Below are 21,823 nucleotides of genomic sequence, written 5' to 3' on the forward strand. Positions count from 1 at the left end.
GCCGTTACCTAAATAACGGATATGCCCCCACCCCACCATCACTCCTCAGCACTATGCACCACCACCAAAAGCTGCGCCTGAACCTCCCCCACCGACCGAATCCGATGGGGCTTCTGCGCATTGAAATGCAACGCATCCCCACGATTCAACACCACCCGCTCACTCATGAAATCCACCTCAACCTGGCCTTCATGCACAAACAAAAACTCCTCCCCCAAATGCTCCTTGAAGGTCTTGTCGGTGAACTCCGCCGGCGGGTAAATGATAAACGGCAATAAACTGCGCTCACTGACCTGATGCGCCAGCACCGCATACCCTGGTGACGCATCGGTGCCCGACAACGCCTGCCGTTCATGGCTGCGCACCAGGCTGTAACTGTCGAGACTGACGTTGTCTTCACTGAACAGCTCTTCAACCTTCACATTCAACGCCTTGGCCAACTTCAGCGCCGCAGCAATCGAAGGCGTATTCAGCCCGCGCTCAACCTTCGACAGGTAACTCTTGGTCATCCCGGATTTTTCCGCGAGCGACTCCAAGGTCACGCCAAGTTTTTTTCTCAGTATTTTCAAACGGATAGACATGTGCAGCGGTTAATCCATTAAAGAGGCGATGATGAATGCTTGCCAATGACACTTTGTGTCATATAGTCTCTTTCGTGTCATTTGCGACGAACAAGGACACTGATATGGCCAAGACATTAGCACTCCCGAAAGACCAACTGGTCAAGCAAGCGCTGAGCCAGATGCAAAACACCCTGGCGGATAATACGTGGACCGACCGGCAAAAGCTGGCACTCACCTGCCGGATCCTGTTCGAAAACGGCCACGACTCCGGACTGGCCGGGCAGATCACCGCACGCGGCCCCACTCCGGGCACTTATTACACCCAACAACTCGGCCTGGGTTTCGATGAAATCACCGCCAGCAACCTGCTGTTGGTCAACGAAGACCTGGAAGTGTTGGAAGGCCACGGCATGCCCAACCCGGCCAACCGTTTTCACAGCTGGGTGTACCGCGGTCGCCCTGATGTGAACTGCATCATCCACACTCATCCGACTCATATCGCTGCCTTGTCGATGCTGGAAGTGCCGCTGCAGGTATCGCACATGGACCTCTGCCCTTTGTACGAAGACTGCGCGTTCCTAGAAGCCTGGCCCGGCGTGCCGGTGGGCAACGAAGAAGGCGAAATCATCACCGCCGCCCTGGGGGATAAACGCGCGATTCTGCTTTCTCACCACGGCCAATTGTCCACCGGGGCGAGCATCGAGGAAGCCTGTGTGATCGCACAGTTGATCGAACGTGCCGCCAAGTTGCAGCTGCTGGCGATGGCCGCTGGCACGATCAAACCGATCCTGCCGGAGCTGGGCCGCGAAGCCCATGACTGGATTTCCAAGCCCAAGCGCCACGGCGCTGCGTTCAACTACTACGCTCGGCAGAACCTGCGTCAACACGCCGATTGCCTGAACTGAAACCCCTTTTTCGACCGGAGACTTTTTCATGTCCAGCCCTTCTATTCACGGCATTATCGGCTACACCATCACCCCGTTCAGCACCGACGGCCAGCGCATTGACCTGGACGCCTTGGGGCTTTCGATCGACCGCCTGATCGACAGCGGCGTGCACGCTATCGCTCCGCTGGGCAGCACCGGCGAAGGCGCCTACCTCAGCGATGCCGAGTGGGATGAAGTCGCCGCCTACAGTCTCCAGAAAGTGGGCAAACGCGTGCCGACCATCGTCAGCGTCTCCGACTTGACCACCGCCAAGGCCGTGCGTCGCGCGCAGTTTGCCGAAGCTCACGGCGCAGACGTGGTGATGGTCTTGCCAGCCTCGTATTGGAAACTCAGCGAAGCAGAAATCCTCGCTCACTATGCGGCCATTGGCGACAGCATCGGTGTGCCGATCATGCTCTACAACAACCCGGCCACCAGCGGCACCGACATGTCGGTGGACTTGATCCTGCGCATCGTCGACAGCGTCGACAACGTGACCATGGTCAAGGAAAGCACCGGCGATATTCAGCGCATGCACCAACTGCATCGTCGCAGCGAGGGCCAGGTGCCGTTCTACAACGGCTGCAATCCGTTGGCACTGGAGGCGTTTGCCGCAGGGGCGAAGGGTTGGTGCACGGCGGCGCCGAACCTGATTGCGCAGCTCAACCTGGATTTGTATGAAGCCGTGTTGGCCAATGACTTGGAGAAAGCGCGGGAACTGTTTTATCGCCAGTTGCCGTTGCTGGACTTCATCCTCAAAGGCGGCTTGCCGGCGACGATCAAGGCCGGTTTACGGCTGACGGGGCTGGAGTCGGGGGATCCACGGTTGCCGGTGTTCCCGCTGGGTGAGCCTGGCCGTGTTCAGTTGCAAGAGCTGCTGACCCTGTTGCGCTGAAACGCCATCCAAAGGTGGGAGCGGGCTTGCTCGCGAAGGCGGTGGGTCAGTCAATTAATATGTCGACTGACTCACCGCCTTCGCGAGCAAGCCCGCTCCCACATCTGTCCGGCATTCACCTCTAGCACTTCAATAGAGACAAATGACAATAATTCTCGATATCATTCACGACTTTTCCACGTCGTGCTTCGTCAAGAAGGATATCCATGTCTCGTCCCAAGCCCGACCCGCTGTCGGCCGATGCCTTTCGCAGGTTTTATGCAGATATCCTGCATTTCCTGCGCAAACGCACGGATAACGCCAGCGACGCGGCAGACATGACCCAGGATGTCTTCACCCAATGGCTGGACTATCGCGACCGGGCTCAGGTCGAGCAGCCACGGGCATTTCTGTTCCAGATGGCGCGCAATCTGCTGCGCGATCACTGGCGCAAACAAAAGGTGCGGCACACCGTCCACCAGCAACAGGCCGAACTGGATGCCGAGCCTGTCAGCGACTCGCGAGACGATCCCATGGCCGCCGCGCAACGCCTGCAACGCCTGGAACAGTTGAAAGAAGTCCTCTCTGAACTCTCGCCCAGAAGACGAGAAGCCCTTATGCTGCACCGCTTCGAAGGCCTGAGCCAGGCGCAGATCGCCGAGCGCATGGGCGTCTCGGTCAGCATGGTGGAAAAGCACATCGCTTTTGCCCTGCTGCATTGCAAGCAGCGACTTCAACAAGACCAGGGCAAGGAGCAGCCAGAATGACCCGCCTGAGCGATATCGACACCTGTGACATCGAGGCCAGCGACTCCATCGATGCCCAGGCCGCCAGCTGGTTTGCGCGCAACCGCAATGATACGGGCCGCGCTGACCGCAAGGCGTTTGCAGCCTGGCAATCCGAGCCGGCCCATGCCCGTGCCTATGCTGAATTCGAACAGCTGTGGGCCGACCTGGCCCAGTTGCAGCAACTGAACAAACCCACACCGCTGCCCGTACGCAAGACACCCGCCTGGCGCCCGGCCCTGGCGGTAGCTGCCGCCCTGGTATGTGCCCTGCTGGCGAGCAACATCGGCGCCCCGCGCGAGCTGTTTCACGCCCAGGTCGCGGCCCATGCCAAAGGGATGCGCACCTTGCATTTGCCCGACGGCAGCACCTTGTACGTCAACGCCAACACGCGCCTGCGGGTGGACTTCAACGGTCATCAGCGCATCGTGCATCTGGATCAGGGCCAGCTGTATATCGAGGTGGCACCCGATAAGGAACGGCCACTGTACGTGCAGGCCGGCGAAGCCAATGTGCGAGTGGTCGGCACCGGCTTTGATGTGCGGCGCAGCAAGCAGCAACTGGTGGTCAGCGTGGCCCACGGGCAAGTGGCGTTCGATCCGGACTCCAAGCTGCCGGCCACCCTGCTCGGCGCCGATCAGCGCGCTACGTTCAGTTATGCCAAGGGTACCCTGCAACAGCAAACCCTCACTGCCGGCGAGGTCGCCGATTGGCGCGGCGGGCACGTATCGTTTCGTAATCGCGAGCTGGCCAGCCTGATGGACGAGTTGAGCCTGTACCGGCCACAGGCGCCGTTGCTGGTGGACAGCGCGGTGGCGCAGTTGAAGGTCTCGGGCAATCTGGACGTGAATGATCCGGACGCCCTGCTCAACGCCCTCCCCGCCCTGCTACCAGTGAAAACCGTGGCCCTGGCCGACGGCAATATCAGGATTGAGCCTCGAAAATAATCCCTCGACACACTCACTTGAGAATATTTTGCATTCGCATGTGAGGATTATTTTTCCTGCCGCGTCTTCCTCGGGTCTGCGTTTGATACGCACACCTTTCTGGCCATTTGGCTACTCCGGGGGATTTCATGTTTCGCGCGCCTTGCCACGTTCAGCACCTGTTTCTTCGACCCACCGCCATTGCCGCCTGCCTGGCCTTCAGCCTGAGTGCCCAGGCCGAGTCGTTCAAGCTGCAACTGCCGGCCCAGTCCCTGGCCACGTCCCTGAGCCAGGTGGCGCAGCAGGCGAAAATCCAGCTGCTGTTCGATGAAGCGCTGCTGAAAAACGTCCAGGCGCCGGCCCTCAATGGCGACTTCACACCGGAAGTGGCGATTCGCACCTTGCTCAACAACGGCGAGTTCGTGTTGCTCAAGGTCGGCAGCACCTACGTGGTACGCCCCGAAGAAGGCAAGACCACCAACAGCAGCGCGATCCAACTGGAGGCCCTGAGCGTGATCGGCACCGGTAACGAGGTGGACTCCACCACCGTCGGCCGCTCGACCCTGAGCCAGGCCGACATCGACCGCTACCAGTCCAATAACATCCCCAGCCTGCTGCAAACCTTGCCCGGTATCAGCCAGGGCGGCTCGCTGAAGCCCGGCGGCCAGACCATCAACATCCGGGGTTTCGGCGACGCCGAAGACGTGCCGCTGACCGTCGATGGCGCCACCAAAAGCGGCTTTGAGCGCTACCAGCAGGGCACCGTGTTTATCGAGCCCGAGCTGATCAAGAACATCGAAGTGGAGAAAGGCCCCAACTCGCCCTTCAGCGGCAACGGCGGCTTCGGCGGTACGGTCAACATGACCACCAAGGATGCCCCGGACCTGCTCAAGGACGGGCGCAACAGCGGCGCCATGCTCAAATACGGCTACTCCAGCAACGACCATGAGCAGGTCTACAGCAGCGCGGTCTACGGGCGCACCGATGACGGCCGCTTCGACGCCCTGGCCTACCTGACCCAGCGCGACGGCGGCGACATGAAGCTGGCCGCCACCCTGCCCAACGACAACAACCAGTACCCGATCAACCCCAAGCGCCTGCCCAACAGCGCCCAGAATGTGGACGGCAAACTGTTCAAGCTCAATGCTCACTTCACCGATGAGCAAAGCCTTGGCCTGTCGTATTCGCGCTCCAACAGTCAGCGCTGGACGCCCTTCTCTGCCGCCAGCTACCCGACGCCGCCGACCCAGGCCAACATCGACCGCTATGGCTACGAAGCCGCGCTGAAACGCTTCCTGGCCAACCGCAATACCGTCGACACCACCTGGTCCGGCAAGTACGAATACCAGCCGATGAATAACCCGCTGGTGGACTTGACCATCAAGTATTCCGAATCCAATACCGATCAGACCGACGAGCGAGACGCTACGGCGTTTTTCCAGTTGGCCACTGGCGGGCGCAAGATGGACACCTCCTACAACGACAAGAACCTCGACGTACGCAACGTCAGTCTGTTTTCCACCGGTGCGTTGCAGCACGCGGTGACCACCGGTGTGCAAATCCGCAAGCACACCCGGGAAACCGAAATGTGGATGCCCGGCGCCACCTACAACACCCCGAAATACAACTACGGGCACTTCCAGCCGGGCTTCATGCCTCATGGCAAGGTCGACACCAACAGCTTCTTTATCCAGGACGCGGTGACGCTGGGCGATGTGACCATTACCCCGTCGATGCGCTACGACCATGTGCGCAACCGCGGCGAAGCCAACGACGCGCCGTACTACAGCAACCCCGATCCGGCCATCGGCCACGACTACAGCGACCGCACCTACACCGGCTGGTCGCCACGCCTGGCGGCGTACTGGACCATCACCCCGAACGTGGCGATGTTTGCCAACTGGAGCCGCACCTGGCGTGCCCCGGTAATCGACGAGCAGTATGAAGTCCAGGGCCTGGGCAGCCGCACCGCCACCAGCCTCGACCTGGACCCCGAGCGCATCACCTCCATCACCCTGGGCAACGTCACCCGCTTCGGCGACGTGTTCACCCACGGCGACAACCTGCAACTGCGTACCACGCTGTTCCACAACAAAGTCGAAGACGAGATCTTCAAGGCCACGGGCGTGGGCTGCCAGAACCAGGCGGTCAATGGCGGGACGATTTCCAGCGCCTGCCCGCCGGGGGCGATGTCCAACTACCGCAACATCGGCGGCATGACCATCAAGGGTTTCGAGGCCGAGAGTTTCTACGACTCCACCTACGTGTTCGGCTCGGTGTCCTTCGCCTACACCACCGGCAAACACGAAGGCGCCTACACCAACCCGTGGGGCCCGGACGTCTGGGCACGGGATATTCCGCCGACCAAATGGGTGATCGTGCTCGGCACCAAGATCCCGAGCCTGGATGCGCAGGTGGGCTGGCAGGGACAGTTCATCGGCGCCACCAGCCGTTTGCCAAGCGACAAGTATGCCGGCGGCCCGGGCACCAGTATCGGTGACCTGTTCTACGATCAGTACGGTAACAAGCGCTACAACACCCAGGGCCTGTTCGCCAGCTGGAAGCCGCAGCAGGCTTACCTCAAGGGCACCGAGGTCAACTTCACCGTGGATAACCTGTTCAACAACAACTTCCGCCCGGCGTTGAGCGGCGACCGCGCCTACACCAAGGGCCGGGATGCGAAGATCAGCGTGACGCGGTTCTTCTGACCCCACCTAATCAATGTGGGAGCGGGCTTGCTCGCGAAAGCGGTGGATCAGTCGGTACATGAGTTACCTGACACACCGCCTTCGCGAGCAAGCCCGCTCCCACATTCAGATCTTCTGCGCGCCATTTCTTGTATTCACAAGGCTGAGTTCTGGGGCGTGAACCCGCTGCTTGCTCAAATACCGCGTGCAACTCACCCGCAAGAACGAAGCAAAATTCACCACTTCGCCACGGTAATCCATCACCTCTTCATACAGCTTGGCGATCAGTTGATTGGTGGTCATGCCATCCACTTCGGCGATTTCGCTGAGGATGTCCCAGAACTGGTTTTCCAGGCGCACGGTGGTCACCACGCCGCAGATGCGCAAGGAGCGCGAGCGGGACTCGTAGAGAATCGGGTCGGCCTTGACGTACAGCTCGCACATGGCGATGACCTCCGCTTTACAGGATGATTTTGGTGCCCAGCAGGCCAAGGAAACCCGCCAGCCAGCTGGGGTGCGCCGGCCACGCCGGTGCAGTCACCAGATTGCCTTGAACGTGGCTGTCGGTCACCGGGATATCGATGAACGTACCGCCCGCCAATCGCACTTCCGGCCCGCACGCCGGGTAAGCGCTGCACTCACGGCCTTCCAGAATGCCGGCGGCGGCCAGCAGTTGCGCACCGTGGCACACCGCAGCGATGGGCTTGCCGGCCTGGTCGAACGCCTTGACCAGTTGCAGGACTTTCTCGTTCAGGCGCAGGTACTCGGGCGCACGGCCGCCGGGCACCAGCAACGCGTCGTAGTCGGCGGCGTCGACCTTGGCAAAGTCCGCGTTCAGGGCAAACAGGTGCCCGGGCTTTTCGCTGTAGGTCTGGTCGCCTTCGAAGTCGTGGATCGCCGTGCGCACGGTCTGGCCGGCGGTCTTGTCCGGGCACACGGCGTGCACGGCATGCCCCACCATCAGCAGCGCCTGGAACGGCACCATCACTTCATAGTCTTCGACGTAATCGCCGACCAGCATCAGGATTTTCTTCGCGGCCATGGGACATTCCTCCGGTTGAACGGTTGGGCAGACAGGAGTAGCCAAGATAGACCTGTGCCGATGGGCCGGGTAATGGCCCGCTACTACATCAGCACCCTGGCTTGTGTGGGAGCCGGGCTTGCCCGCGATGCAGACACCTCGGCCTCACAGGTAAACTGCGTTGATCCCATCGCAGCCTCGCCAAGGCTCGACAGCTCCCACATGAACCGAGTCGCCCATTCAAAACTGTACGGATCAATCTGCACCCAGCTGTAGGCCCGCGTTCTCCGGGCTTTGTGGCTAGATGAACGTCCACTTCCGGCCCATTCGATTCTGGTTCCTTCCATGAGCTCCCGCGAAAATACCGGCATGGCCCTCGGCCTGCTGGGCGTCGTCATCTTTAGCCTTACCCTGCCCTTCACCCGTATCGTGGTGCAGGAAATCCACCCGCTGCTCAATGGCCTGGGCCGGGCGTTGTTTGCGGCGGTGCCGGCGGCGGCACTGTTGCTGTGGCGACGTGAGCGCTGGCCCACCTGGCGCCAGGTGCGCGGGCTGACGCTGGTGATTGCCGGGGTGATCCTGGGCTTCCCGGTGCTGTCGGCTTGGGCCATGCAAACCTTGCCCGCGTCCCATGGTGCGTTGGTCAACGGCTTGCAACCGCTGTGCGTGGCGCTGTATGCGGCGTGGCTGTCCCATGAACGCCCATCGAAAGCCTTCTGGGCCTGCGCGGCGCTGGGCAGTGCGCTGGTGCTGAGTTATGCGTTGATCACCGGGGCCGGCAGTATCCAGGCGGGCGACCTGTTGATGCTCGGGGCGATTGCCGTGGGTGGCCTGGGTTACGCAGAAGGTGGCCGTTTGGCCAAGGAGATGGGCGGCTGGCAGGTGATCTGCTGGGCGCTGGTGCTGTCGACGCCGGTATTGATCGGGCCGGTGGCCTACCTGGCGCTGCAACACGAAGGGCCGATTTCCATGCGCACCTGGTGGGCGTTTGGTTATGTGTCACTGTTTTCGCAGTTCCTGGGGTTCTTTGCGTGGTACGCCGGGCTGGCCATGGGCGGCATCGCGCGGGTCAGCCAGATTCAGCTGTTGCAGATCTTTTTCACCATTGCGTTTTCCGCGCTGTTTTTTGGTGAGCACATCGAACCGATCACCTGGCTGTTTGCCTGCGGGGTGATTGTGACGGTGATGTTGGGGCGCAAGACAGCGGTGCAGCCTGCACCGGCCTCCAAGGCGAGCACGATCTAATGTGGGAGCTGGCTTGCCTGCGATAGAATCACCTCGCTTTACCTGTTACACCGAGGTGCTTGCATCGCAGGCAAGCCAGCTCCCACATTGGTTAGCGTCGCTCTCAGGTCAGGTAACCATCCGCCCGCAGCAGGGTTTCGAGGCAATGTTCGGTGATGTTGTAGAACGCCTTGAGCTCCTGGACTTTCCCCAGGAGCTGAGCGTTATCCACCGGCTCCGCACGCTTCACGGCAAGGATCATTTTGTTCTTGTTGGTATGTTCCAACGAGATGAACTCAAACACCTTGGTCTCATAACCGCAGGCTTCAAGGAACAACGCACGCAGGCTGTCGGTGACCATTTCCGCCTGTTGGCCCAGGTGCAGGCCGTATTGCAGCATCGGCTTGAGCAGCACCGGGCTCTGGATTTGCAAGCGTATCTGCTTATGGCAGCACGGCGAGCACATGATGATCGACGCCCCGGAGCGGATGCCGGTGTGAATCGCGTAGTCGGTGGCGATGTCGCAGGCATGCAGGGCGATCATCACGTCCAGTTCGCTGGGCGCGACGCTGCGCACATCACCACACTTGAACACCAGCCCCGGGTGGTCCAGGCGGGCGGCGGCGTTGTTGCACAGGGTCACCATGTCTTCGCGCAGTTCCACACCGGTGACTTCGCCCTCAGCGTTGAGGGTGTTGCGCAGGTAATCGTGGATCGCAAACGTCAGGTAGCCCTTGCCCGAACCAAAGTCCGCGACCCGCACCGGCCGGTCCAGCTTCAGCGGTGAGGTGGTCAGGGCATGGCTGAACACTTCGATGAACTTGTTGATCTGCTTCCACTTGCGCGACATCGCCGGGATCAGCTCGTGCTTGGCGTTGGTCACGCCAAGGTCAGCGAGAAAGGGCCGGGTCAGGTCCAGGAAGCGATTCTTCTCGCGGTTGTGCTCGGCAGACGGCGCCTCCCGCAGTTGTTGCGGCTTGCTTTTGAACAGCGAGCTTTTGTTCTTCTTGCTGTATTCCAGCTGGGCTTCGTCCGTCACCGACAGCAGGTGCGCGTTCTTGAACGAGGCCGGCAACAGCTCGGCAATCGCAGCCACACCGTCAGGCAGGGAGAAGTTCTTGGTGATGTCGCGGGTCTTGTAGCGGTAGACGAAGGACAGGCAAGGCTGATCCTTGACCGTCAGCTGCTTGATGATCAGCTTCTGAAGATCAGGCTCGGTGCCGACGTACTTGGCCAGCACCAGCTTGATAAAGGCGTTTTGCTCAAGGCTCGCGCTCAGCAGTTCGAGGAACTGCGCGTGATGATCCGGCGCGGGGCTGGCAGGTTTAGCGGTGGCAGACATGAACAAAAACGCCTCGGGCAGGGAATGCCGGGAATTTTACACTACTCCAACACCACCAACCGATTCGGTAGCTCATTGCGCGCGTGGGTCACCGGTACGTGCTCCTTGAGCAATTCTCCGCAAGCCTCAATACACGCCACAAACCCGGCCAACGTCTGGCCTTGCTTCACCTGGCGGGTGAAGTCCTTGACGATCGCATCCCAACTGCTGTCATCCAGGCGACTGGAAATCCCCTTGTCCACCAGGATTTCTACATACCGCTCGGCCTCACTGACAAAAATCAGCACCCCGGTACTGCCCAGTGTGTGGTGCAGGTGTTGCTCCAGAAACTGCCGCCGTGCCAGGTTGGACGCACGCCAGTGACGCACTGAGCGCGGGATCAGCCGCGTAGTCACCTTGGGCAACCGGAACACCAGGCACAACACCACGAACGTGCCCCACTGCGCCAGCAGCAAGGTGTACATGGTCAACCAGCCCGACAGATAGTGAATGATCCCCGGTACCACCAGCGCCAACAGGCTGGCCCACAACAGCGGGATGTAGGCGTAGTCGTCGGCACGGGCCGCGAGCACGGTCACCAGTTCGGCGTCGGTCTGTTGCTCGACCCTGGCGATCGCCTCGGCGACCTGGCGTTGCTCGTGTTGACTCAGTAATGCCATGGTTGTTGATGCTCTCTCGTTATTGTCATTACCAGCCGCCCGAGGCGCCACCGCCACCGAAACCACCGCCGCCGCCCCTGAAGCCACCGCCACCGCCGCCTCCCCCACCGCCGCGTCCGCTGCTGCTGAGAATCGCCAGCAGAATAGCGCCTACGGGCAGGCCCATGCGATTGCACAGCCACAGCACCGCCAGCAACAGGATAAACAGACCAATGGAAATCCCCGGGTTTTGCTTGGCGAAGTTGGCTTCAGACACATGCGCAGGCACGGCCAGCGGATCGCCGCCCACCACCTGCAGCATCGCCGCCACGCCATCGCTGATGCCCTTGCTGTAGTTGCCCGTCTTGAACGCCGGGGCGATCACCTGGTTGATGATCACCCAGGACTGCGCGTCGGTGAGTACGCCTTCCAGGCCGTAACCCACTTCGATACGGATCTTGTGCTCATCCCGGGCGACAATCAGCAATGCGCCGTTGTCCTTGCCCTTCTGGCCGATACCCCAGGCACGGCCCAGTTGATAACCGAAGTCTTCAATGGGCACGCCTTGCAGGTCCGGCACGGTGACCACCACGATCTGGTCACCGCTGGTTTGCTCCAGCGCCTGCAATTGCTGGGTCAGCTGCTCGCGCACGGCCGGGTCGATCATCTGGGCGTTGTCGACCACCCGTCCGGTCAGGGCCGGAAAGTTAAGGGCGGCCTGGGCGGTCAGGCTAAAGGCCAGCAGCACCGCCGCCAGCAACCAAGCGCGCTTGCCCATCAGAATTTCACTTGCGGCGCTTTATCAGCATCGGCACTGGTGGCCTCGAAGTTGGCGCGGACCGGCAAGTCGCTGTACATCACGCTGTGCCACAGGCGACCCGGGAAGGTGCGGATCTCGGTGTTGTAGGCCTGTACCGCCTGGATAAAGTCGCGACGGGCCACGGCGATGCGGTTTTCAGTGCCTTCAAGTTGCGATTGCAGGGCCAGGAAGTTCTGGTTGGCCTTCAGGTCCGGGTAGCGCTCGGACACCACCATCAAGCGGCTGAGTGCACCGCTCAAGCCGTCCTGGGCTTGCTGGAACTGCTTGAGTTTTTCCGGGTTGTCCAAGGTGCTGGCATCCACCTGGATCGAGGTGGCCTTGGCTCGCGCTTCGATCACGGCAGTCAGGGTGTCCTGTTCATGGGCGGCATAGCCCTTGACCACTTCCACCAGGTTGGGGATCAGGTCGGCGCGCCGCTGGTACTGGTTCTGCACCTGGGCCCAGGCCGCCTTGGCCTGTTCATCCAGGGTCGGGATCTTGTTGATGCCGCAACCGCTCAGCACGGTGCTCACCAGTATCAATGCCACGGCCTTCCAGCCCCAACGGTAACCTTGTGCTGCTTGCATGGTGTTTCTCCTGCCAAACCTATGAAATGTACCGACTGACGCGTTAGCTACGGGCTTAGGGCATAATCCGCCACCACCCACTGGATTGCATCGAGCCAATCAGCTAAAAGATGCCCAGCGCCAATAAGAGTTCAGAAGTGTGCTGCATTTATCTGAACAACACCCGAACAACAATAGACGCTCTCCGGTCCCAAGGCTGCGAGAAAGGATTTTCATGAAGAAGCTGTGTTTGCTGGGCCTTGTTGTCAGTTTGGCCACTCATTCCGTATTTGCCGAAACAAAGCCCGCAGTACTCAAGGACAAAGACGCCTTCGTCAGTGACCTGCTCAAGCAAATGACCCTCGATGAAAAGATCGGCCAGTTGCGCCTGATCAGCATCGGCCCTGAAATGCCCCGCGAGCTGATCCGCAAGGAAATCGCCGCCGGTCGCATCGGTGGTACCTTCAATTCCATCACCCGCCCGGAAAACCGTCCGATGCAGGACGCGGCCATGCGCAGCCGGTTGAAGATCCCGATGTTCTTCGCCTATGACGTGATCCACGGCCACCGCACGATTTTCCCCATCAGCCTGGCCCTGGCCTCCAGCTGGGACATGGACGCCATCGGCCGCTCCGGGCGCGTCGCCGCCCAGGAAGCCGCCGCCGACAGCCTCGACATCACCTTTGCACCGATGGTCGACATCTCCCGTGACCCACGCTGGGGGCGCACCTCCGAAGGTTTTGGCGAAGACACCTACCTCACCTCGCGCATTGCCGAAGTGATGGTCAAGGCGTTCCAGGGCACCAGCCCCGCCAAGGCCGACAGCATCATGGCCAGCGTCAAGCACTTCGCCCTGTATGGCGCGGTGGAAGGCGGTCGCGACTACAACGTGGTCGACATGAGCCCGGTCAAGATGTACCAGGACTACCTGCCGCCCTACCACGCCGCGATCAAGGCCGGTGCCGGCGGGGTGATGGTTGCGCTGAACTCGATCAACGGCGTGCCAGCCACCGCCAACACCTGGCTGATGAACGACCTGTTGCGTAAGGACTGGGGCTTCAAGGGCCTGGCAGTGAGCGACCATGGCGCGATCTTCGAATTGATCAAGCACGGCGTGGCCAAGGACGGGCGTGAAGCCGCCAAGCTGGCGATCAAGGCCGGCATCGACATGAGCATGAACGACTCGCTCTATGGCAAGGAATTGCCCGGCCTGCTGAAATCCGGCGAGATCGAACAAAGCGACATCGACAACGCCGTGCGCGAAGTGCTCGGCGCCAAGTACGACATGGGCCTGTTCGCCGACCCGTACCTGCGCATCGGCAAGGCCGAGGATGACCCGGCCGACACCTACGCCGAAAGCCGCCTGCACCGCGCCGACGCACGTGACGTGGCACGCCGCAGCCTGGTGCTGCTGAAAAACCAGAACAACGCCCTGCCGCTGAAAAAGACCGCGACCATCGCCCTGGTCGGCCCGCTGGCCAAGGCGCCGATCGACATGATGGGCAGTTGGGCCGCTGCCGGTAAACCCGCGCAATCGGTGACCCTGCTGGACGGCATGAATGCCGTGATCGGCGAAAAGGGCAAAGTGATCTATGCCCGTGGCGCCAACATCACCAACGACAAGAAAGTCGTCGACTACCTCAACTTCCTGAACTTCGATGCGCCGGAAGTGGTGGATGACCCGCGCTCGTCCCAGGACATGATCGACGAAGCCGTCAAGGCCGCCACAGGCGCCGACGTGGTCGTGGCAGCGGTGGGCGAGTCCCGTGGCATGTCCCACGAGTCGTCAAGCCGCACCGACCTGAACATCCCGCAGAGCCAGCGCGACCTGATCAAGGCCTTGAAAGCTACCGGCAAACCGCTGGTGCTGGTGTTGATGAATGGCCGTCCGCTGTCGATTGTCGAGGAGAACGAACAGGCTGACGCAATCCTCGAAACCTGGTTCGCCGGTACTGAAGGCGGCAACGCCATCGCTGACGTGCTATTCGGTGACTACAACCCGTCGGGCAAGCTGCCAATCACCTTCCCACGTTCGGTGGGGCAGATTCCGACCTACTACAACCACCTGAGCATTGGCCGGCCGTTCACCCCGGGCAAGCCGGGCAACTACACCTCGCAGTACTTCGATGACACCACCGGGCCGCTGTTTCCGTTTGGTTATGGCTTGAGCTACACCAGCTTCAGCCTGTCGGACATGGCACTGTCGTCCACCACCCTGAACAAGTCCGGCAAGCTCGACGCCACCGTGGTGGTGAAAAACACCGGCAAGGTCGATGGCGAAACCGTGGTGCAGCTGTACATCCAGGACGTGGCCGGCTCGATGATCCGCCCGGTCAAGGAGCTGAAGAACTTCCAGAAGATCATGCTCAAGGCTGGCGAAGAGCGTGCGGTGCACTTCACCATCACCGAAGAAGACTTGAAGTTCTACAACACCCAGTTGAAGTTCGCGGCTGAGCCGGGCGAGTTCAATGTGCAGATCGGGTTGGATTCCCAGGATGTGAAGCAGCAGAGCTTCGAACTGCTCTAACGTCTTGCTCGGTCAACATGTGGGAGCGGGCTTGCTCGCGAATGCGGTGTGTCAGTCAATGGAAGTTTGGCTGATCCACCGCTTTCGCGAGCAAGCCCGCTCCCACATTTGATTGGGGTGTTCTGGCTTATCCGCGGCGGTCCAGCAGGTTAACCACCAACCGATCAATCCACCCCCACACCCGCTGCTTCACCCGCCGCCACAATGGCCGCGACCGCCACGCCTCAAGGCTCACCGCCTGGCTCAGGGCAAAATCCCGCTCGAAACTCCCCACCACTGCCAACGTCAATTCCGGGTCCAATGCCTCCAGATTCGCCTCCAGGTTGAAGCGCAGATTCCAGTGGTCGAAGTTGCACGAGCCAATGCTCACCCAATCGTCCACCAGCACCATTTTCAGGTGCAGGAAGCACGGCTGATACTCAAAAATCTGCACCCCGGACTTGAGCAAACGCGGGTAGTAACGGTGCCCGGCATACCGCACCGACGGGTGATCGGTACGGGGCCCGGTCAACAGCAAGCGCACATCCACCCCGCGCCCCGCCGCCCGGCGCAGGGCACGCCGTACGCTCCAGGTTGGCAGGAAATACGGCGTGGCCAGCCAGATACGCTGGTGGCCGCTGTTCAGCGCACGGATCAGTGACTGCAAAATATCCCGATGCTGACGAGCGTCGGCATAGGCCACCCGCCCCAGCCCCGGCCCTGTCGCCGGCACCTTGGGCAAGCGTGGCAAGCCAAAATGCGTGGCGGGCTTCCAGGCCCTACGATCGTCGTTGGCCAGCCATTGACGATCAAACAACGCCTGCCAATCCAGCACCAGCGGGCCACGAATCTGCACCATCACTTCGTGCCAGTCGGCGGTGTCTTCCCCGGGCGTCCAGAATTCATCCGTCACACCGGTGCCGCCGACCACGGCGACGGTCTGGTCGATCAGCAACAGCTTGCGGTGGTCGCGGTAGAGGTTGCGCATCCAGCGGCGCCAGCTCAAGCGGTTGTAGAAACGCAGGTCCACCCCGGCATCGATCAACCGTCGACGCAGGCCCAGGGTAAACGCCAGGCTGCCATAGTCATCGAACAGGCAACGCACCCGCACGCCACGCTCGGCCGCCCCGACCAAGGACTGAACCATCGCCTCGGCACACGCTCCCGCCTCCACCAGATACAGCTCCAGCGCGACTTGCTGCTCGGCCTGGGCGATAGCTTCCAACATGCGTGGAAAGAAACTCGGACCGTCGATCATCAACTCAAAACGGTTGGCGCTGCGCCACGGGAACACTGCGCCGCTCATGTCAGCGCGCCGTGAAAATCAGTACCGCACCCACCGGCACCGACAGGCTGATTTGCGACAGCCCGGCGGCCTTGCGCAACGCGGCCACACCCGGGAGCAAATCGAAATCCTCGGCGTGCACCACCAACGGTTCCAACGTCACCACTTGAAAGCGTCGGTCATCCAGACGGGTCGCCAGCAACTCGGCGCTGTAGGTCTGGGTCTTGCCGTGGAGCGTCACCGACAGCGGCAGGCGCAGTTCGTATTGCGCGCCGGGGGCCAGGTCGTTGATCGGTTGCAGGTTGATTTGCGCGTTGATCACCGCGTCCGGGAAGGTCTTGATCTCGAACAGCTCATTGCGCATGCGCTCGTCGCGCAGCGGAATGCCGCTGTTGATCGACTCCAGTTCGACTTCCAGCTGCGCCGCGCCCTTGCTGTCGACCTTGCCATGCAGCACCAGAAAGCGCTGCACTTCGGCGATGTCGGTGTTTTTGGTGGTGACGAACGACAGGCGCGAGGACTCGTTGTCCAGGTACCAGTCGGCGTGGGCAGGCACGGCGGCAGCGGCCAGCAGCAGGACGGCCATGGGTTTGAACAGGGACATAAAGACTCTTGGGGCAAAAAACCTGGACGAACCTTAAGCGCAATGTAACGAGCGGCGCAAATCCAATGTGGGAGCTGGCTTGTGTGGGAGCGGGCTTGCTCGCGAACGCGGTGTGTCAGTCACTTGATGTATTAACTGACCCACTGCGTTCGCGAGCAAGCCCGCTCCCGCATGAGCTGTATTTCAGGCCAACGCCTGCTGCACATCGCGAATGGTCGATTCCAGGCTGGCCAGGTGCAGGCTCAGCACCCGTTCCACCGGTGCCTGATCCATCGGCCAATGCAGCGCCATGCTGCCCACCAACCGCCCATTGGCCCGCACCGGCAAGGCCACCGCGCGAATCAGGAAAGGCAGGCGCACCGGGTATTCCCAGTAGCCTTCGGTGCGCTGGCCAAACCCCTGGTGCTGGGATTGTTCACACGCCCGGTATTGATCGTCTTCCGCCACCCGCTCACGACCGGCCAGGCGCTGCACTTCATCCGCCGACAATTGCGACAGGCACGCCTTGCCCATGGCCGAGTGAAACAGGCTGGCGTGCTGGCCGACGATCTGGCAGTTGTTCGGGTAGAGCTTGCGCAGCACCGTGGGGATCGCGCTTTCCATCACTTCCAGGCGTTCGCCGTCGAAGCTCGACAAATCCACCACCAGGCCGGTGCGCTCGCTGAGGTCCAGCAGCCACGGTGCGGCGCTTTCTACCAACTGGCGTTTGAAACGTTGCTGGGTATCACCGAACAGGCGCCGGGCCCGCAGGCGGTAACGGCGGTCGCTGAGGCCACGATAGATCCAGCCCTGTTCCTGCAAGGTCAGCAGCATCCGCGAGACGGTGGCCTTTGGCAGGTGAGTCAGGTAGTGCAACTCTTCCAGCCCCAGCGCCTGATGCTCGCCGAGCAATTCGATGATTGCCAGTGCCCGCCCCACTGAGCGTACGGTTCCCGTCTCGGCGTCGCTGCCCATGTGTCGATCTCCTTGATGCCGATGGATGATCTGATTTCACAGCAAGATACAGGCCCGTCGCGACTCAGCCGGTCGGCGAGAGGCAAGCAGGCGGCCGGCGCTGCACCCAGCGAGTCAGCTGTTCGTGGGCGTACGCCAGTTGCAACACCGCCCTGTCCGCCTGGGCCGGGCCGATGATTTGCAGGCCCATGGGCAAGCCCTGCGGGTTGAAACCCACCGGCACATTCATGCTCGGCAAACCGGCCAGCGTGGGGCCGATCACCACTTCCATCCAGCGGTGGTAGGTGTCCATCTCACGCCCTGCGACGAGGCGCGGCCAGGTTTGTTGTGCATCGAAAGGGAACACTTGGGCGGTGGGCAGCAACAGGAAATCGTAACGTTCGAACAGCTTGCCAAGGGCGCGGTACCAGTCGCTGCGGTTGGCCGAAGCCTGGTAGACATCTGCCGCACTCAGTTGCAATCCGCCCTGCACTTCCCATTGCGCCTCGGGCTTGAGCAGTGAACGTTTTTGCGGGTCAGCGTAGGCCGCGCCGAGGGAGCCCTGGATCAGCCAATGGCGGTGTACCAGCCAGGTCTGCCACAGGCGCTCCAGGGAGAATTCCGGTTGGCAGTGTTCGACCTCGCAACCCAGCGCGGCGAAGTCCTTGAGGGCCGTTTCGCACAGGCTCATCACGCCGTCTTCCATCGGCAGATAACCGTTGTAATCCCCGAGCCAGCCCAGGCGTGCACCCTTGAAGTCGCGCTGCAACGGCTCACCCAACACCGCCGGATCCTCCTTGAGCGACAGCGGCACCCGAGGGTCGTAGCCGGCCTGCACACTCAGCAGCCGCGCCACATCGGCCACGCTGCGGCCCATAGGGCCTTCCGTGGCCAGTTGCTGGACGAACAGCTCCGGCGCCGGCCCGTGAGGCACCCTGCCCTGGGACGGGCGCAGGCCAAACACGTTATTGAACGCTGCCGGGTTTCGCAGCGAGCCCATCATGTCGCTGCCATCGGCCACCGGCAGCATGCGCAACGCCAGCGCCACTGCCGCGCCGCCGCTGCTGCCACCGGCCACGAGGCGCGGGTCATAGGCATTGCCGGTGGTGCCGAACACGCTGTTGTAGGTCTGCGAGCCCAGGCCGAATTCCGGTACGTTGGTCTTGCCGATGATGACCGCGCCACTGGCCCGCACCCGCGCCACGCTGATCGCATCTTCTTGAGGAATGTGCTCGGCGAACAGCCGCGAGCCGAGAGTAGTACGCAGGCCCTGGGTGGCCGCCAGGTCCTTGATCGCCTGGGGCATGCCGTGCATCCAGCCACGGGATTGGCCCTGGTCCAGCTCCCGGTCCCGCTGCGACGCTTCGGCCAGCACCTCCTCATGGGAGCGCAGCGAGACCAGCGCATTCACCGTCGGATTGAAGCGCTCGACCTGGGCCAGATACGCCTGCATCACCTCATGGCAAGACACCTGCCGCGCATGGATCGCCTGTGACAGTTCGATGGCATCCAGTTCAACAATACTCAAGGTTTCACCTCGCTGGAAAACGGCGCCGGTCGTTTCGCCCGTGGCGCCTCATGCATGCAGTAAGTGCCCAGCAGCGTCAGGACGCAAGCAAACAGCACATAAAATGCCGGGGCTACCGGCGTGCCCAGCACCTTGCTGAGCCAGGTGACGATCAACGGCGCAAAGCCCCCGAACACCATCACCGCCACGTTGTAAGCCACCGACACCCCGGTAGAGCGTACTTCGATGGGAAACTGCTCGGCCAGGGCCGTCGGCGCCGGGCCGAAAAAACCGCCGATGGCGGTGCACAACATCACCTGCATCACCAGCAAGCGCTCGATGGACGGCGCGGCCGCGACCCACACATAGAGCGGGTACACCATCACGAAAAACGCCAGGGTGAACGCCATCAATACCGGACGCCGACCCAGCCGATCCGACAACAGACCGGACAGCGGAATCACCACGGTCATCAGCGCCACCGCGAACATCTGCACCATCAGCACCTGGTCCAGCGGCAGGCCGAGGTTCTTGTGGGCGAAGGTCGGCATATTCACCAGCACCACGTAGAACGACACCGTTGCCCCACAGGCCAGGCCCATCGACACGAGGATGCTGCGGCGGTGATCGCGAATGACGTCCATCAAGCTCGGTGCCGCACCCTTGGCCTGTTTGCGCGCCTCGATAAACTCCTCGGGATCTTCCATGTGGCGCCGGATCCACAAGCCCACCGGGCCGATCAGCAAGCCAAAGATGAACGGCAGGCGCCAACCCCAGACTTCAAGGGTTTGCGGCTCGAAAAAGTGCGTCACCAACGCCACCATCGCCGCGCCGCCGAACACCGCCAGGCACTGCCCCACCAACTGCCACGAACCGTACAACCCCTTGCGATGAGCCGGCGCGCTTTCCACCAGGAACGCCGTGGCACTGGCGTATTCGCCGCCGGTGGCAAAGCCCTGGAGCATGCGTGCAACCACGATCAGCATCGGCGCGCCCATGCCGATCGCGGCGTAGCTGGGAGCGAAAGCGATCAAGGCGATGGAGACGGTCATCAGCCGGATGATCAACTGCATCGCGGCCTTGCGGCCTTTACGGTCCGAATACATGCCCAGCAGAATCCCGCCCACCGGGCGCATGAAGAAGCCGACGCCAAAGGTGGCCAGGGCCATCAGCAGCGAGGCGTATTCATCCTCCGACGGGAAAAATTGCCGGGCGATGATGCTGGCGAGAAAGCCGTAAACGATGAAGTCATACCATTCCAGCGCATTGCCAATCACCGCCGCCACGACCTGGCGGGTGCGGGATACGCCCTGTTTTGCAGTCTGCATGAGGAACACTCCATTCAACCTGTTGGGAAAGGGTCCAGCGGCAGAAAAAAGAGGTCGTCAGGCGGGCTTGAGCCAGCTCTCGGCCAGCGCGCCCCAGTAGGCGGCGCCGGTCAACAGGATGTCGTCGTTGAAGTCATAGGCGGGGTTGTGGACCATCGGCCGCGAGACGCCGTTGCCGATAAACAGGTAGCTGCCGGGGCAGCGTTGCAGCATCCAGGCGAAGTCTTCGCTGCCCATCAGCTTGGTGGTGTTGCCGTCGACGGCATCTTCACCGAGCAGGGCGACGCCGACCTGGCGGGCGAATTCGGTTTCTTCGGGGTGGTTGACCAGCACCGGATAGGCCGGGCGATGTTCGATCTGCGCGGTGCAGCCGAAGCTCGCGGCCTGGGTCAGGATGATCGCCTTGACCCGCTCCAGCATCAGCTCACGCACGTTCGCATCCAGGGCACGCAGGCTCAAACGCAACAGTGCTTGCTGGGGAATCACGTTGGCCGCCTGGCCCGCTTGCAGCGCACCGACGGTCACTACTGCGGCTTCCTGGGCATTGATATTGCGCGCCACCACGGTCTGCAACGCCATGACCATACTGGCGGCGGCCACCAGCGGGTCGACCGTCAGGTGCGGCATGGAGCCATGGCCGCCGACACCTTCGAGGGTCACGGTGAGCAGGTCCTGGGAGGCCATCATCGGCCCGACCCGCAGACCCAGATGGCCGGCGGGCAAGCCCGGCATGTTGTGCATGCCGAAGAGTGCGTCGCAGGGAAAACGCTCCAGCAAGCCGTCGGCGAGCATGGCTTCGGCGCCGCCCTGGCCTTCTTCGGCAGGCTGGAAAATCAGGTTCAGGGTGCCGTCGAACTGCCGGGTCGCGGCCAGGTAACGGGCGGCGCCCAGCAGCATGGTGGTGTGGCCGTCATGGCCGCAGGCGTGCATGCAGCCGGCGTGTTGGCTGCTGTAGCTGGCGCCGGTGTTTTCGATGATCGGCAAGGCATCCATGTCGGCACGAATCCCCAGCTTGCGCGCGCTGCTGCCATTGCGCAGCACACCGACCACGCCGGTCTGGCCGATACCGGTGTGGACTTCATAGCCCCAGCTTCGCAGGGATTGCGCCACGAGGGCGGAGGTGCGGTTTTCTTCAAAGCCCAGTTCGGGGTGGGCGTGAATGTCCTGACGCACGGCGTGCAGGTCGCTGGTGACATCGCTCAGCCAATCCAGGATGTGCTGGTGTGGGCTCATGGTGATTCTCCTCGCAGGCGGGTGTTCCCGTTCTTGTTCGTTGCACACCGCCAGATAACCGCGATGTGCGCAGGAG

General features: G+C 61.8%; 20 protein-coding genes. 7 read left to right on the forward strand and 13 right to left on the reverse strand.

The annotated features are described in order from the left end of the window. Nucleotides 1-38: 38 nt before the first annotated feature. The gene (locus tag BLU46_RS09225) at nucleotides 39-581 is read right to left on the reverse strand and encodes a helix-turn-helix domain-containing protein (RefSeq protein WP_093200858.1); all 543 of its coding nucleotides are present in this window, start codon (nucleotides 579-581) and stop codon (nucleotides 39-41) included. Between the two features lie 104 nt (nucleotides 582-685). Here BLU46_RS09225 and BLU46_RS09230 point away from each other — a divergent pair, with 104 nt between their 5' ends. The 5 genes from BLU46_RS09230 (at nucleotide 686) to BLU46_RS09250 (ending at nucleotide 6,782) form a co-directional block, all read left to right on the forward strand. Further along, nucleotides 686-1,468 carry an aldolase gene (locus tag BLU46_RS09230; RefSeq protein ID WP_076015980.1) on the forward strand — a complete coding sequence of 261 codons (783 nt, stop codon included), beginning with the start codon at nucleotides 686-688 and terminating at the stop codon, nucleotides 1,466-1,468. Nucleotides 1,469-1,496: 28 nt separating this feature from the next. Further along, complete coding sequence (locus BLU46_RS09235; protein WP_093200863.1) at nucleotides 1,497-2,384, forward strand: dihydrodipicolinate synthase family protein; 888 nt, start codon at nucleotides 1,497-1,499, stop codon at nucleotides 2,382-2,384. 206 nt (nucleotides 2,385-2,590) lie between these two features. Next, nucleotides 2,591-3,130, forward strand: coding sequence for an RNA polymerase sigma factor (locus BLU46_RS09240; RefSeq protein ID WP_093200868.1), 540 nt, complete (start codon nucleotides 2,591-2,593; stop codon nucleotides 3,128-3,130). Continuing rightward, the gene (locus tag BLU46_RS09245; RefSeq protein WP_063032716.1) at nucleotides 3,127-4,095 is read left to right on the forward strand and encodes a FecR family protein; all 969 of its coding nucleotides are present in this window, start codon (nucleotides 3,127-3,129) and stop codon (nucleotides 4,093-4,095) included. Before BLU46_RS09240 ends, BLU46_RS09245 begins: the two co-directional genes overlap by 4 nt. A 128-nt stretch (nucleotides 4,096-4,223) precedes the next feature. Next, complete coding sequence (locus tag BLU46_RS09250; RefSeq protein WP_093200873.1) at nucleotides 4,224-6,782, forward strand: TonB-dependent receptor; 2,559 nt, start codon at nucleotides 4,224-4,226, stop codon at nucleotides 6,780-6,782. 105 nt (nucleotides 6,783-6,887) lie between these two features. On the opposite strand, the gene BLU46_RS09255 is transcribed toward BLU46_RS09250, so the two are convergent. After that, nucleotides 6,888-7,205, reverse strand: coding sequence for a ribbon-helix-helix domain-containing protein (locus BLU46_RS09255; protein ID WP_003209138.1), 318 nt, complete (start codon nucleotides 7,203-7,205; stop codon nucleotides 6,888-6,890). A 16-nt stretch (nucleotides 7,206-7,221) separates the two neighbouring features. Then, nucleotides 7,222-7,803: a DJ-1/PfpI family protein gene (locus BLU46_RS09260; RefSeq protein WP_093200878.1), complete on the reverse strand. Its 582-nt coding sequence runs from the start codon at nucleotides 7,801-7,803 to the stop codon at nucleotides 7,222-7,224. Between the two features lie 324 nt (nucleotides 7,804-8,127). Here BLU46_RS09260 and BLU46_RS09265 point away from each other — a divergent pair, with 324 nt between their 5' ends. Further along, complete coding sequence (locus BLU46_RS09265; RefSeq protein WP_063032724.1) at nucleotides 8,128-9,027, forward strand: DMT family transporter; 900 nt, start codon at nucleotides 8,128-8,130, stop codon at nucleotides 9,025-9,027. A 103-nt stretch (nucleotides 9,028-9,130) separates the two neighbouring features. Here BLU46_RS09265 and BLU46_RS09270 read toward each other — a convergent pair whose 3' ends face one another. The 4 genes from BLU46_RS09270 to BLU46_RS09285 are packed head-to-tail and all read right to left on the reverse strand — an operon-like array spanning nucleotide 9,131 to nucleotide 12,372. Next, nucleotides 9,131-10,348 (reverse strand): class I SAM-dependent methyltransferase, encoded by a 1,218-nt coding sequence (locus BLU46_RS09270; protein ID WP_063032726.1) that lies wholly within the window; start codon nucleotides 10,346-10,348, stop codon nucleotides 9,131-9,133. A gap of 41 nt (nucleotides 10,349-10,389) precedes the next feature. Further along, entirely contained in the window at nucleotides 10,390-11,007 is a 618-nt protein-coding gene (locus BLU46_RS09275) for a TPM domain-containing protein (RefSeq protein ID WP_093200883.1), read from the reverse strand. A 28-nt stretch (nucleotides 11,008-11,035) separates the two neighbouring features. Then, on the reverse strand, nucleotides 11,036-11,764 hold the full coding sequence (locus BLU46_RS09280; RefSeq protein ID WP_093200887.1) for a TPM domain-containing protein: 729 nt from the start codon (nucleotides 11,762-11,764) through the stop codon (nucleotides 11,036-11,038). Then, nucleotides 11,764-12,372 carry a LemA family protein gene (locus BLU46_RS09285; RefSeq protein WP_003209150.1) on the reverse strand — a complete coding sequence of 203 codons (609 nt, stop codon included), beginning with the start codon at nucleotides 12,370-12,372 and terminating at the stop codon, nucleotides 11,764-11,766. The genes BLU46_RS09280 and BLU46_RS09285 overlap by 1 nt, the downstream gene beginning before the upstream one ends. A gap of 214 nt (nucleotides 12,373-12,586) precedes the next feature. Between BLU46_RS09285 and bglX the strand changes: the two genes are divergently transcribed. Then, complete coding sequence (gene bglX / locus BLU46_RS09290) at nucleotides 12,587-14,878, forward strand: beta-glucosidase BglX (protein ID WP_093200891.1); 2,292 nt, start codon at nucleotides 12,587-12,589, stop codon at nucleotides 14,876-14,878. A 127-nt stretch (nucleotides 14,879-15,005) separates the two neighbouring features. On the opposite strand, the gene BLU46_RS09295 is transcribed toward bglX, so the two are convergent. The 6 genes from BLU46_RS09295 to BLU46_RS09320 form a co-directional block, all read right to left on the reverse strand. Beyond that, on the reverse strand, nucleotides 15,006-16,163 hold the full coding sequence (locus BLU46_RS09295; RefSeq protein ID WP_093200895.1) for a phospholipase D-like domain-containing protein: 1,158 nt from the start codon (nucleotides 16,161-16,163) through the stop codon (nucleotides 15,006-15,008). 1 nt (nucleotide 16,164) lies between these two features. After that, nucleotides 16,165-16,746 (reverse strand): YceI family protein, encoded by a 582-nt coding sequence (locus BLU46_RS09300; RefSeq protein ID WP_063032736.1) that lies wholly within the window; start codon nucleotides 16,744-16,746, stop codon nucleotides 16,165-16,167. A gap of 183 nt (nucleotides 16,747-16,929) precedes the next feature. Then, nucleotides 16,930-17,700, reverse strand: a complete 771-nt coding sequence (locus BLU46_RS09305; RefSeq protein WP_063032738.1) for a helix-turn-helix domain-containing protein — start codon at nucleotides 17,698-17,700, stop codon at nucleotides 16,930-16,932. Between the two features lie 64 nt (nucleotides 17,701-17,764). After that, complete coding sequence (locus BLU46_RS09310) at nucleotides 17,765-19,207, reverse strand: amidase (protein WP_093200900.1); 1,443 nt, start codon at nucleotides 19,205-19,207, stop codon at nucleotides 17,765-17,767. Continuing rightward, complete coding sequence (locus BLU46_RS09315) at nucleotides 19,204-20,514, reverse strand: citrate-proton symporter (RefSeq protein WP_093200905.1); 1,311 nt, start codon at nucleotides 20,512-20,514, stop codon at nucleotides 19,204-19,206. The genes BLU46_RS09310 and BLU46_RS09315 overlap by 4 nt, the downstream gene beginning before the upstream one ends. Before the next feature lie 57 nt (nucleotides 20,515-20,571). Then, complete coding sequence (locus tag BLU46_RS09320; protein ID WP_063032742.1) at nucleotides 20,572-21,747, reverse strand: M20 aminoacylase family protein; 1,176 nt, start codon at nucleotides 21,745-21,747, stop codon at nucleotides 20,572-20,574. Nucleotides 21,748-21,823: the final 76 nt, after the last annotated feature.

The organism is Pseudomonas yamanorum (assembly GCF_900105735.1).
Lineage (GTDB): Bacteria > Pseudomonadota > Gammaproteobacteria > Pseudomonadales > Pseudomonadaceae > Aquipseudomonas > Aquipseudomonas yamanorum.

Excerpts from the sequence above, each read along its gene's own strand:
- BLU46_RS09225 (WP_093200858.1), bottom strand. The coding sequence starts at position 581 with ATGTCTATCCGTTTGAAAATACTGAGAAAAAAACTTGGCGTGACCTTG.
- BLU46_RS09230 (WP_076015980.1), top strand. The coding sequence starts at position 686 with ATGGCCAAGACATTAGCACTCCCGAAAGACCAACTGGTCAAGCAAGCG.
- BLU46_RS09235 (WP_093200863.1), top strand. The coding sequence starts at position 1,497 with ATGTCCAGCCCTTCTATTCACGGCATTATCGGCTACACCATCACCCCG.
- BLU46_RS09240 (WP_093200868.1), top strand. The coding sequence starts at position 2,591 with ATGTCTCGTCCCAAGCCCGACCCGCTGTCGGCCGATGCCTTTCGCAGG.
- BLU46_RS09245 (WP_063032716.1), top strand. The coding sequence starts at position 3,127 with ATGACCCGCCTGAGCGATATCGACACCTGTGACATCGAGGCCAGCGAC.
- BLU46_RS09250 (WP_093200873.1), top strand. The coding sequence starts at position 4,224 with ATGTTTCGCGCGCCTTGCCACGTTCAGCACCTGTTTCTTCGACCCACC.
- BLU46_RS09255 (WP_003209138.1), bottom strand. The coding sequence starts at position 7,205 with ATGTGCGAGCTGTACGTCAAGGCCGACCCGATTCTCTACGAGTCCCGC.
- BLU46_RS09260 (WP_093200878.1), bottom strand. The coding sequence starts at position 7,803 with ATGGCCGCGAAGAAAATCCTGATGCTGGTCGGCGATTACGTCGAAGAC.
- BLU46_RS09265 (WP_063032724.1), top strand. The coding sequence starts at position 8,128 with ATGAGCTCCCGCGAAAATACCGGCATGGCCCTCGGCCTGCTGGGCGTC.
- BLU46_RS09270 (WP_063032726.1), bottom strand. The coding sequence starts at position 10,348 with ATGTCTGCCACCGCTAAACCTGCCAGCCCCGCGCCGGATCATCACGCG.
- BLU46_RS09275 (WP_093200883.1), bottom strand. The coding sequence starts at position 11,007 with ATGGCATTACTGAGTCAACACGAGCAACGCCAGGTCGCCGAGGCGATC.
- BLU46_RS09280 (WP_093200887.1), bottom strand. The coding sequence starts at position 11,764 with ATGGGCAAGCGCGCTTGGTTGCTGGCGGCGGTGCTGCTGGCCTTTAGC.
- BLU46_RS09285 (WP_003209150.1), bottom strand. The coding sequence starts at position 12,372 with ATGCAAGCAGCACAAGGTTACCGTTGGGGCTGGAAGGCCGTGGCATTG.
- bglX (WP_093200891.1), top strand. The coding sequence starts at position 12,587 with ATGAAGAAGCTGTGTTTGCTGGGCCTTGTTGTCAGTTTGGCCACTCAT.
- BLU46_RS09295 (WP_093200895.1), bottom strand. The coding sequence starts at position 16,163 with ATGAGCGGCGCAGTGTTCCCGTGGCGCAGCGCCAACCGTTTTGAGTTG.
- BLU46_RS09300 (WP_063032736.1), bottom strand. The coding sequence starts at position 16,746 with ATGTCCCTGTTCAAACCCATGGCCGTCCTGCTGCTGGCCGCTGCCGCC.
- BLU46_RS09305 (WP_063032738.1), bottom strand. The coding sequence starts at position 17,700 with ATGGGCAGCGACGCCGAGACGGGAACCGTACGCTCAGTGGGGCGGGCA.
- BLU46_RS09315 (WP_093200905.1), bottom strand. The coding sequence starts at position 20,514 with ATGCAGACTGCAAAACAGGGCGTATCCCGCACCCGCCAGGTCGTGGCG.
- BLU46_RS09320 (WP_063032742.1), bottom strand. The coding sequence starts at position 21,747 with ATGAGCCCACACCAGCACATCCTGGATTGGCTGAGCGATGTCACCAGC.